The 11,871-nt window shown below is 35.1% G+C and carries 10 protein-coding genes; 5 read left to right on the top strand and 5 right to left on the bottom strand.

All coding sequences use genetic code 11. The features are described 5' to 3' along the window. Positions 1-119: 119 nt before the first annotated feature. The 4 genes from A6B44_RS07850 to A6B44_RS07835 all read right to left on the bottom strand — a co-directional run bounded on the left by A6B44_RS07850 (position 120) and on the right by A6B44_RS07835 (position 3,610). Positions 120-533: a hypothetical protein gene (locus tag A6B44_RS07850; RefSeq protein ID WP_090921183.1), complete on the bottom strand. Its 414-nt coding sequence runs from the start codon at positions 531-533 to the stop codon at positions 120-122. A 45-nt stretch (positions 534-578) separates the two neighbouring features. Next, positions 579-1,001 carry a hypothetical protein gene (locus A6B44_RS07845; RefSeq protein ID WP_090921185.1) on the bottom strand — a complete coding sequence of 141 codons (423 nt, stop codon included), beginning with the start codon at positions 999-1,001 and terminating at the stop codon, positions 579-581. 7 nt (positions 1,002-1,008) lie between these two features. Continuing rightward, positions 1,009-1,488 carry a deoxycytidylate deaminase gene (locus A6B44_RS07840; RefSeq protein ID WP_090921278.1) on the bottom strand — a complete coding sequence of 160 codons (480 nt, stop codon included), beginning with the start codon at positions 1,486-1,488 and terminating at the stop codon, positions 1,009-1,011. A 142-nt stretch (positions 1,489-1,630) separates the two neighbouring features. After that, on the bottom strand, positions 1,631-3,610 hold the full coding sequence (locus A6B44_RS07835; protein ID WP_090921187.1) for a tetratricopeptide repeat protein: 1,980 nt from the start codon (positions 3,608-3,610) through the stop codon (positions 1,631-1,633). Between the two features lie 206 nt (positions 3,611-3,816). Between A6B44_RS07835 and srmB the strand changes: the two genes are divergently transcribed. From srmB to asd, 3 genes are all read left to right on the top strand, one after another. Beyond that, positions 3,817-5,139, top strand: coding sequence for an ATP-dependent RNA helicase SrmB (gene srmB, locus A6B44_RS07830; protein WP_090921189.1), 1,323 nt, complete (start codon positions 3,817-3,819; stop codon positions 5,137-5,139). A 312-nt stretch (positions 5,140-5,451) separates the two neighbouring features. Continuing rightward, on the top strand, positions 5,452-6,645 hold the full coding sequence (locus A6B44_RS07825) for an aminotransferase class V-fold PLP-dependent enzyme (protein WP_090921191.1): 1,194 nt from the start codon (positions 5,452-5,454) through the stop codon (positions 6,643-6,645). An 82-nt stretch (positions 6,646-6,727) separates the two neighbouring features. Next, positions 6,728-7,840: an aspartate-semialdehyde dehydrogenase gene (gene asd / locus A6B44_RS07820; RefSeq protein WP_090921193.1), complete on the top strand. Its 1,113-nt coding sequence runs from the start codon at positions 6,728-6,730 to the stop codon at positions 7,838-7,840. Between the two features lie 75 nt (positions 7,841-7,915). On the opposite strand, the gene rlmKL is transcribed toward asd, so the two are convergent. After that, entirely contained in the window at positions 7,916-10,066 is a 2,151-nt protein-coding gene (rlmKL, locus tag A6B44_RS07815; RefSeq protein ID WP_090921196.1) for a bifunctional 23S rRNA (guanine(2069)-N(7))-methyltransferase RlmK/23S rRNA (guanine(2445)-N(2))-methyltransferase RlmL, read from the bottom strand. A gap of 163 nt (positions 10,067-10,229) precedes the next feature. Between rlmKL and lepB the strand changes: the two genes are divergently transcribed. Then, positions 10,230-11,186, top strand: coding sequence for a signal peptidase I (gene lepB, locus A6B44_RS07810; RefSeq protein ID WP_090921198.1), 957 nt, complete (start codon positions 10,230-10,232; stop codon positions 11,184-11,186). Between the two features lie 2 nt (positions 11,187-11,188). Continuing rightward, on the top strand, positions 11,189-11,869 hold the full coding sequence (rnc, locus tag A6B44_RS07805; RefSeq protein WP_090921200.1) for a ribonuclease III: 681 nt from the start codon (positions 11,189-11,191) through the stop codon (positions 11,867-11,869). Positions 11,870-11,871: the final 2 nt, after the last annotated feature.

Below are 11,871 nucleotides of genomic sequence, written 5' to 3'. Positions count from 1 at the left end.
AAGCACAGTAATATAAAGCTTTAACCCATTTTTTACCAACTATTTTGTCTACTATGCCAAAATTTGCAAAAAATAATCCACAAGTAACCGCTTACCTAAATATCGACAATATTAAAAAATTAATCTGCTAATATAATTTTTATCGGTAATCTAAATGGGGTTGTCACAGGTTTATTATTGTGCATTGCAGGTTTAATCGGAGGTAACCGTTTTAAAATATCAACGATATCCTGTTTCATTATTTCAGGTTTGACAGACGTTACTTTTACATCCCCAGTTTTCTCAATATTAAAAAATACAGTTATTTTTATAGGCTCTTTCTCATCACGTGCATAACTTTTTAAGGTATCACTATATTTATAAATATGTTGAGATATTTTAGTCTGAAAGCACCGTTTTAGTTGTTCTTTTCCATACTGCTCACAACCTGAATATATAGGTGGAGAATGGTTGTCTTTTATTGGTGAATGGGGTGTTTCTTTTACTGCACAAGAGGTGAGTAATAGGCATAATAATAATTTTAACTGTTTCATTTTATCCCTCTAAAATCTAATCACTTTTACCTGTATCCATAGTAATTAGTTTTGGTTAAAAGAAGTATTGTTATAATATTGTTGTTTCATTTTATTATGGTTACTATTGTTATCATCATATATAAATAATTTTATTCTTTCTTCATTATTATTGATTGTTACACTGATATTATCGCCATCTGCGATGTAGCGATTGTTATATATAACGCCATTGCTACCTTCTAAATCTACAGTAACCATTTCTCCTATCAAGTTTTGAGTTTTAACCACAAAGTAAATATATTCGTTTTTTATTCTATCGGAACTCATCTTTTCGACAGGTTTTCCTTTTGAGTCCGTAAAATATACATCTATTATTTTTCTTTCTAAAGATGAGTTTGTACAAGAAGATAAAACTAAAGCCACAACAAATAAACTTAATATTTTCAATATATTATTTTTAATTTTGTAAATTTTATTTAAAATCATATCGCTATCATTTATCAAAATACAGTTCTATCTTCTCTTTTTCCACTTGTAGTTGGCGATATTTTACCCCTGCACTATCAAGCATTTTCTGGGATGCTTTTTGAAGATCCGTATGGGCATATTTATTCGATAAATAGACCACTTCTTTAATACCACTTTGAATAATCGCTTTACTACATTCATTACAAGGAAAAAGCCCAACATAAATCGTACAATCTTTTAAGGATTTAATGCTGTTCAGTATGGCATTCAATTCTGCGTGGCAGACATAAGGGTATTTAGTGTCAAGTAAATCCCCCTCTCTTTCCCAAGGAAAATCTTCATCTTTACAGCCAGCAGGGAAACCATTATACCCCACACCTATTATGCGATGGTCTTGATTTACAATACAAGCACCCACTTGCGTATTCGGGTCTTTACTTCTCATTGCAGATAAAAGTGCAATGCCCATAAAGTAACTGTCCCAATCAATATAATTTTTTCTCATAATAATTTCCTGTGATATCTTTTTAGTCATTTCCTAAATTTATCATAAATAATGCAAAAACACCCACTATTTAAACGAAATATAAGCGGTCACTTGTTATTAAAAATTTGCAAAAATGATATACAAGTGACCGCTTAAATTTTTAATCCAATAGATCAAAGATATTTATCTTTTTAGCTTCAATAAGCTGTTCTTTTGTCATCTCTTTTTCCAATTTTTCTAAAAATGAATGTCCCTTCTCTGCGACAAATGTATTACGGCTATACTCAGCATATTTAAAATAGGTATAAGCAAAAAGTAGATTATTTTCAACGCCTTGCCCTTGATAATACATTACCCCTAATAGTAGTTGAGAAGTATCGTTACCTCCATTTCGCACTGCTTTTTTAAGCCATTGCATTGCATTTTTGTAAGATTGTTCCACGCCATTTCCATAATAATACATTACACCGAGTAAGCTCTGTGCTTGGGCATATCCTTTGTTTGCTGATTGCTGAGTAAGTTTAAAGGCTTTGCTGTAATCTATTGTAGTGGCGATTCCCCTGTAATACATTGAGGCTAATTCAAATAATATTTCAGGATCAGAAAAGCCTTTTTGTACCGCTTTGTTATACCACTTAAAGGCATTAGCATTAGATTTTTTAACACCCAACCCAAGTTGATACATATTACCTAAGATACTTTGTGCACCAATATCACCACGCTCGGCGGCGATTTCGGTATATTTAAAGGCTTTTGAGTAAGATTGCTCAACCCCATTTCCTAAATAATACATTTTTGCTAAACCAAGCTGAGCTTGTAAATTACCGAGTTCCGCTGCTTTTTCTAAGAGTTTCATCGCCTCTGAATAAGATTGTGGCACACCCGTTCCATTGTAATACATTTGAGCAAGCATAAATGAGGCATTTGGTTCATTAAATTTTGCTGCTTTTTTAAACCATTTTGCGGCTTCTGTATAAGATTTTTTCACACCATCACCATTATAATAGATGGCTGCTAGATAGAGCTGTGTGTTTGCATTCTCTTCACTTTCTTCTTCTGCTGATGATTTTAACCATTCAATAATTTGTGGTTCAGAAGCAAAATAACTTGGATTACTATTTAGAAGCGTGGTTAAATATTTTATTGCCGGTTGAAATCCCTTATCAGTCGCTTTTATTAACCATTTGATTGCATCAGGATAAGATTTTGTTACTATTTTTCCAGAGGCATATATTCTTCCTAATGTATATTGTGATCTTGCATCATCTTGCTCTGCCGCTTTTTTTAACCATTTTACTGCGTCAACATCAGACTGAGGTACTCCGAGCCCTTTACTGTATAAACTAGATAAATTGTATTGAGATTGAGCATCTCCTGCATTAGCTAAAGCGGTTAACCACTTTGCAGCTTGTGTATAAGATTGTGCAATACCATCTCCTGTTAAATAGGTTGATACAAGTATTTGTTGTGACTTTCTGTCCCCTGATTCTGCAAGTTTTGTCAGATATTTTACCGCCTCTGTATCAGATTTAGGGACACCTATACCATTATGATAAATATTGACTAATTTTTCTTGGGCGGGTTTGAATTCTTGTTCGGCAGATTTTTTGAACCATTTAATGCTTTCTGTTAGGGATTTTTTAACACCTTTTCCTACATAATACATTTGAGCAATAAGATATTGTTTTTGCGCATTCCCTTTTTCGGCTAATTTTTTATACCACTTAAATGCTTCTGTGTAAGACTGTGGTACGCCTTGCCCTGTTTCATACATATAACCTATATTTGATTGTGCATTATCAAGCCCTTGCTCGGCTGATTTATAAAGCCATTTTGCTGCTTCTAGATAGGATTTAGAAATGCCTTGACCGAAATAATACATTTGCCCAACAGTATATTGAGCGTGTTTATCACCTTGTTCTGCAGCTCTCTTAAACCATTTAAAGGCTAAAATATTAGATTGAGCAACGCCACCTACACCTTTGTAGTACATAAGAGCTAAATTATATTGAGCATCAACATCACCCAATAATGCATTTTCTTGAGTTTCTTTTAAAGGTGGCGGTGCCACTGCATAAGTACAGTGGTTAAAAATAATAAAATTAAATAAAATAATATAAAGTAGTCTTTTTAAAAACATTCTTAACTTTTCCTATCATAAATAAAAATTTGCAAAAAATGATATACAAGTGACCGCTTAAATTTTTAGATCTTTTTTGAAGTCTCTTTAGAGAGTTTGTGTTATTTGAAAAATAGTATCTCTTTTGATAATAATATTTGTCAAGTTTAAAATGGGTTTTATGGTATCATTACTGTGAAGCTATTTTTATTTAACAATGAGACATTATGACAAGCCAAGCACTACTTACTTTTGAAGAACTCGATTTAGCGCCAGAATTATTAAAGGCGATAAAAGGAAAGGGGTATAAAACCCCCACAGCCATTCAACAAAATACTATTCCAGTGGCAATGGATGGGCGTGATTTATTAGGATCCGCTCCAACAGGAACAGGAAAAACAGCGGCATTTTTATTGCCAGCTATTCAGCATTTATTAGATTATCCTCGTAGACATTCAGGGCCTCCTCGTATTTTAATTTTAACGCCAACTCGTGAATTAGCTATGCAAGTAGCAGGGCAGGCGAAAGAGTTAGCAGAATTTACTCACTTAGATATTGCCACTATTACTGGTGGTGTGGCGTATCAAAATCACGGTGAAGTGTTTAACCATAATCAAGATATTGTGGTAGCAACACCTGGTCGATTATTACAATATATTAAAGAAGAAAATTTTGATTGTCGTGCAGTTGAAATTTTAATTTTTGACGAAGCCGATAGAATGTTACAAATGGGCTATGGGCAAGATGCAGAAACTATTGCAGCTGAAACTCGCTGGCGTAAACATACGTGGTTGTTTTCAGCCACTCTTGAAGGTGATTTGCTAACGGATTTTGCCGATCGTATTTTGACTGAACCAGAACAGATTGATGCTGATCCGAGCCGTCGTGAACGTAAAAAAATTACCCAATGGTATTATCATAGTGATAATTTAGAACATAAAATAAAACAGTTGGCTCGTTTTATTAGTGAAAATAAAGTAGAAAAAGCGATTGTATTTGTACGTCGTCGTGAAATGACCCGTGAATTAAGTGATATTTTACGTAAACGAGGTTTACGCTCAACTTACCTTGAAGGTGAAATGGCACAAACCTTACGAACTCAAGCAATTGAGCGTTTGAAAACTGGCATAGTTAATGTGTTAGTTGCAACGGATGTGGCAGCTCGAGGTATTGATATTGATGATGTTGATTTTGTAATTAACTTTGATTTACCTTATAACGCCGATGCTTATTTACACCGTATTGGGCGTACTGCCCGAGCAGGTAAAAAAGGGACTGCAATTTCATTGGTTGAAGCTCACGATTATAAGTTATTAGGTAAAATTAAACGTTATACTGATGAAGTCTTGAAAGCACGTATTATTGAAGGGTTAGAGCCTCGTACCAAAGCTCCAAAAGACGGTGAAACAGCCTCAAAATCTAAAAAAGAAAAAGCAAGAATAAAGAAAAAGAAAGAGACTAAAAAAGAAGCGAAAAAAGTGAAAGTAAAAATTCGAGCTAAAGATACCAAAAATATTGGTAAGCGTAGAAAACCTAAAGCAGACAGTTAGTTATCTTGTAATATGATTGTATATCCCTTCCTTTACTTAAAAGGGAAGGGCTTTTTTATAGCGGGTACATTTACTCAAAAATTTACAATTTTATACTTGATTTGTGTAGCTATACTCAATTAAATCTAGAATAAGGCTGTTAAGTATTATCTTTTGCTCCCTGAGCCTGTCGAAGGGAAAATAAGATGTAGGAAGCACTTATACTTCGACAAGCTCAGTAACCGTGCTTTAATAAGCTCAACAACTGTACAATACTAGTTTTGATTTAAGTGAGTATAATAACAATGTAATTAAAATTATTTGGTACATTTAATGATTAATATTTTATTCCGTTCTCAGTTTCCTTTCTTTGAACAGCAGAAAGCGTGGATCTATTTAGATTCTGCCGCAACAACCTTAAAACCGGATGTCTTAGTGAATGCAACGCAAGATTTTTATTGTTCAGCAGGTTCTGTACATCGTAGTCAATATGATTTAGCTCAAAGTAATGCTTATGAGTTGGCTCGAGATTTGGTTGTAAAGCGGTTTAATGTAGAGGATCGCAATGCAGTGGTTTGGACAAGTGGTACAACCCATTCAATAAATTTAGTGGCTAATGGTTTAGCTGATAGCATTGAACAGGGGGATGAAATTATTGTTTCTGTGGCAGAACATCATTCTAATTTTGCATCTTGGCAACAACTCGCTTTGCGTAAAGGGGCAAAGTTGATTGTATTATCGGTAGATAAACATTATCAAATTAAAGAAAAAGAGTTAAAACAAGTTTTATCCTCTCGCACTAAAATAGTCGCATTTAATTTAGTTTCTAATGTGACAGGTGTACGCCAAAACGCTGAAAAGTTAATTCCCATTATTCGTGAGTTTTCCAATGCAAAAATTTTGTTAGATATTGCTCAGGCAGTTTCTAGTGAAAAGGTCGATGTGCAAGCGTTGGATGCAGATTTTTACGCTTTTTCAGCCCATAAAATGTATGGTTCAACAGGGGTGGGTGTTTTAACTGGAAAATTGCAAAGTCTAATGGAACTTCGACCATTGATGTTTGGTGGGAAAATGTTGCAACATATTGATAAGGAACAATTAACTCTATCAGAAATGCCTTATTGTTTGGAAGCAGGCACGCCGAATATTGCAGGTATTATTGGTTTTGGTGAAGTTTTACAATGGTTAGAGCAGTGGGATTTTGATGAATTAAATGATCACCTTTATTCTCTTGCAAAGCAGTTTCGTAAGCGGTTAGATTCTTATAAAAATTTGCAAATTTTAGGGGGTAAAAAGGTGACGTCAATTATCAGTTTTAATGTAAAAGGTGAGCATCACGCAGATATTGGTAGTATTTTTACTGAAAGTAAAATTGCCGTTCGTTGTGGTGAACACTGTGCAAAACCGTACTTAAGTTACTTAAAGCAAAGTGGAACGGTACGCATATCCCTTGCACACTACAATTCACAACAAGATATGGAGCAGTTTTTTAAAGCGTTAGATGTGGCATTAGAGTTATTGAATTAGTGGAGAAAATATACTCTTGTTTTTTAACAAAAATCTTATACAATCAAAGGTTGCAAACACAAAATAATAAGGAGTGAAGTAAATGCAAAATGTGGGTTTCGTCGGTTGGCGAGGAATGGTTGGTTCAGTATTGATGGATCGAATGGAGCAAGAGGGGGATTTTGCGCATCTCAATCCCGTCTTTTTTACGACTTCACAAGCAGGACAGCAAGCACCTGTATTCGGTAGTAAAGATGCAGGATTATTAAAAAATGCCTTTGATATTGAAGAATTAAAAAAATTAGACATTATCTTAACTTGTCAAGGCGGAGACTATACTTCAGAAGTTTATCCTAAATTACGTGCAACGGGTTGGAATGGTTCTTGGATCGATGCAGCTTCAACATTGCGAATGAAAGATGACTCGATTATTGTACTTGATCCTGTGAACCAAAAGGTGATTGATGAGGGACTTAAAAAGGGTGTGAAAACCTTTGTAGGTGGAAATTGTACTGTCAGTTTAATGTTAATGGCATTAGGTGGCTTATTTGAAAAAGATTTAGTGGAATGGGTCTCTGTTGCAACGTACCAAGCGGCGAGTGGTGCAGGGGCTAAAAATATGCGTGAATTATTAACTCAGATGGGTGAGTTAAAAAATGTGGTTTCAGATGAATTAGATAATCCAGCCAGTGCTATTTTAGATATTGAACGTAAAGTAACCGCTAGAATGCAACAAGATAGCTTTCCAACAGAGAACTTTGGCGCTCCTTTAGGTGGTAGTTTAATTCCGTGGATTGATGCATTATTAGATAATGGTCAAACTAAAGAAGAGTGGAAAGGTTATGTTGAAACCAATAAAATTCTAGGATTAAGTGATGATCCAATCGCTATTGATGGGTTATGTGTACGAATTGGTGCATTGCGTTGTCATAGTCAAGCTTTCACAATAAAAATGAAAAAAGATTTACCTTTAGCAGAAATTGAACAAATTTTAGCAAGTCATAATGAATGGGTAAAAGTGATTCCAAATGAGAAAGAAGCAACGCTGAAAGAACTTACTCCTGCGAAAGTGACAGGTACATTGAGTGTTCCTGTTGGTCGTTTACGTAAACTTAATATGGGTGGTGAATATCTTTCTGCTTTCACTGTCGGTGACCAATTATTATGGGGAGCCGCAGAACCTGTGCGTAGGGTATTAGTGCAGTTGGTTTCATAGTATTAAACGCTGAGTAAAAAGGCAGATAATAAAATCTGCCTTTTTATTTGCAAAAATAGTGAAGTAAGTGACCGCTTAGCTTTCAGTATTCTTCACAATCCAACAATTATGAATATGTTTATTACGTTCAAAATCTAATGGAATGGTTTTTTCGGTAATATTTTCAGCCACTAAACCGAGTTCAGTTAAACCATCGATATCCATTTTAAAATTACGTTTATTATTTGAGAATATAATTGTTCCATCTTTCATTAAAATACGTTGCAGTTGTTTAAACAAGTCTAAATGATCACGCTGAACATCCCAACTGTCTTCCATTCGTTTAGAATTTGAGAAGGTTGGCGGATCAACAAAGATCACTTCAAAACGTTCACGACATTCACTTAACCATTGCAAACAATCCGCTTGAATTAAACGATGATTACGTAGATCACAATCATTTAAATCTAAATTCTGTTCAGCCCAGTTTAGATAGGTATTTGACATATCAACAGTGGTTGTTGCTTTGGCTCCCTGTAGGGCAGCGTGAATGGTGGCAGAACCTGTGTAAGCAAATAAATTTAAAAAGGTTTTCCCTTTTGCCATTTCACCGACCATTTTTCGTGTTAAACGGTGGTCTAAGAATAAACCTGTATCAAGGTAATCCGTTAAATTTACCCATAATTTTGCACCATATTCCGTAACATAAAAATATTCGCCTTTATTAGCTAATTTTTCATATTGATTGGTGCCTTTTTGTTTTTGGCGGACTTTTAAAACCAATTTATTGGTTTCAATTCCTGTGACTGAAAGAGTCGCAGCGACGGCATCTAATAAACGCTGACGGGCTTTTTGTTCATCAATGGTTTTGGGTGCGGCATATTCTTGTACTACGATATGATCACCATAACGATCTACTGCAAGGTTATATTCAGGTAAATCAGCATCATACAAACGATAACAATCTAAACCTTGTTGTTTTGCCCATTTGTCTATTTTTTTAATATTTTTCTTTAAGCGGTTCGCAAAATCAGGGGCAAGTTGGGCATCGGCATCAAATTTTAGTTGCTCAATTTCACTTTCTTCACGTTTACGATCACTTAATAAATAATTTTTTTGGATACAGTCTAATGGACCATTTTTTGCTTTAAATTGACGGTGTGAGCGTAAACGTAAACAGTTTAATAAATCTGCTTCACTACTAAAAACAGAGACATTCCAACCTGCAAATTGTTGTTTTAAACGCTGACCAAAAACCGTATAAAGGGCGATTAATTCAGGGGTTGTGCCTAAACGTTCCCCATAAGGCGGGTTACAAATAACGGTGCCTTTTTGATCTGCAACAGGGTTTTTAAGTGCTGCAACATCACCAAATCTAAATTGAATAAGATGTCCTACTCCTGCATTTTCGGCATTTTGTTTTGCTTTTTCAATGACTCGACGATCAAGATCAAATCCATAAAACTGAATATCTTCTGAGGATAAAATTGCAGATTTTGCTTCAGAAGTGACCGCTTGCCACACCGCAGGTTGATGTCCTTTCCAACTATCAAATCCCCAATGTAAGCGATTAATTTGAGCAGGAATATTACACATCATTTGAGCGGCTTCAATTAGCAAGGTTCCTGCACCACACATAGGATCCACCAATGGGGTCTCTTTTTGCCAACCAGAACGCATAACGATCGCCGCAGCTAAGGTTTCACGCAATGGGGCTTTACCTGTATCACTACGATAATTTCTTAAATGCAACGCATCGCCACTTAAATCTAAGGAAAGAATAATATCTTCACGATTTAAATAGGCGTGAATACGAATATCAGGCTGTTCTTTATCGACACTTGGGCGGTTTAATCCCTTGCGTTCAAAGTGATCCACAATACCATCTTTAACCCGCATTGCACCAAATTGAGAGTGACGGATTTCATCATTAGTGCCATTAAAGTCAATAAAAATACTGTCTCTCTCATCAAAAATATTTTCCCAAGCATAAGCCACCACAGTGGTATAAAGGTCAATTTCATCAAAAATTTTGGCTTGTGTTAAAGGTAATAAAATACGAGATGCCAAACGGGTATAAAGTAATACTTTATAGATCCCTTTTTGACTTGTCGTAAAATGTACCCCACCCTGTGCAATTTTACATTGAATGGGACAATCATCTGTGCCAAGTTGGGTAAGTTCAGTTTTCAGCATCTCTTCAAAGCCACGTGCTGTTGTGGCGAAATAAGTGGTTTGTTTAGTCATTTTTGTATCATCAATAAAAAGAATTGCGGATAGTATAATATAAAATGAACGCTAATGTTTCTCTAATGTCAAAAATAACGTACAATAGTTCGGTTATATAGCGGTATGATGAAGTAAAATTTTTACAAAATTACCGTCATTTAAAATTTAAGGAGTTTTTTTAATGGAAAATATTTTTCTCATTGCTTTTCTTGCTGTGTTGTATGGTGTTTGGTTGGGATTAGAAGCATTACAATTACCTAATACAATGGCAATTATTTTAGTGGGATTAGTGGTTATTTGTGGTAGTTTTTGGTGTTATTATAAATTCGTATTATCTCCTCGCCGTACTGCAAAAATTGCACAGGAAGAAAGTCGATTAGGAAAAATGCTAACTGAAGAAGAAAAACAAGCTATTTTACCTAAATCAATGATCGGTGAGTTTTTTGCGTCGCTTTTTAGTATTTTAGTTTTAGTTACAGTTTTTCGATCTTTTATTTTCGAACCTTTTCAAATTCCGTCTGGTTCAATGGAACCGACGTTGCGAGTAGGGGATTTCTTATTGGTGAAAAAATTTGCTTATGGCATTAAAGATCCAATTTGGCAAAATACTTTAATTGAAACAGGACATCCTGAAAGAGGAGATGTTATTGTATTTAAAGCACCTAAACATCCTAATGTGGATTATATTAAACGTGTTGTAGGTGTAGGTGGTGATACCATAAAATTTGATGCGTTTACTCGTCAATTAACGGTTACCTATAATGGAAAGAGTAATGTATTTAAATATGAAGGTGGTACGCCAAATCCTGAATTTTTCTATCACGGAGAAATGCAGCTAGAGCGCACAGAACACGGTGATGTGACTCATCAGATTTTAAATAATCCACAGGCATTTAATTATGCTCCGATTTATTTTCAACAAGAAGGTATGCCTAGTGGAGAATGGAAAGTGCCACAAGGTCATTATTTTGTGATGGGTGATAATCGAGATAACAGTGAAGACAGCCGATTCTGGGGCTTTGTACCAGAGAAAAACGTTGTAGGAAAAGCAGTATTTATTTGGCTAAGTTTGGATAAAAAAGCCAATGAATTTCCTACAGGATTGCGGTTTAATAGAATGTTTACTAAAATTCAATAAAAATGAAATTGGAATTATTACAAAAACGGTTAGGTTATCAGTTTGAACAAATTGATTTACTACACCAAGCCTTGACACATAGAAGTGCAGCGGCTAAAAATAACGAACGCCTAGAGTTTTTAGGCGATTCTATCTTAAATTTTGCTATTGGCTATGCCTTATACAATAAATTCCCTCAATCTCAAGAGGGAGAATTAAGTCGTATGCGAGCAACCTTAGTGAGAGAGCAAACTCTTGCGCTGATCGCTCGTGAGTTTAATTTAGGAGATTATTTAAAATTAGGATCTGGAGAGCTAAAAAGTGGTGGTTCTCGCCGAGATTCGATTTTATCAGATTGCGTTGAAGCGATTATTGCGGCAATTTTTCTTGATGCAAATAAAAGTATGGATAAAGTTGTTGAACGAGTATGGGATTGGTATAGTCCTTTACTGGCGGATATATCCCCTGGTGATGCTCAAAAAGATCCTAAAACCCGTTTACAAGAATATCTACAAGGCAGAAAGCTACCTTTGCCGACTTATGAAGTTGTCGATATTAAAGGACAAGCACATAACCAGATTTTTAAAGTAATGTGTAAAGTGCAAGATTTTGAACAAGAGATTATTGGTGTAGGTACCAGTCGCCGTAAAGCAGAGCAAAATGCAGCAGAGCAAGTGATTGTGAAGCTTAATTTAAAAAAATAATT

This window comes from Pasteurella skyensis (genome assembly GCF_013377295.1).
Classification (GTDB): domain Bacteria; phylum Pseudomonadota; class Gammaproteobacteria; order Enterobacterales; family Pasteurellaceae; genus Phocoenobacter; species Phocoenobacter skyensis.
Note: the sequence above shows the minus strand (reverse complement) of the source record. Positions and strands in the feature narration are given on the sequence as shown.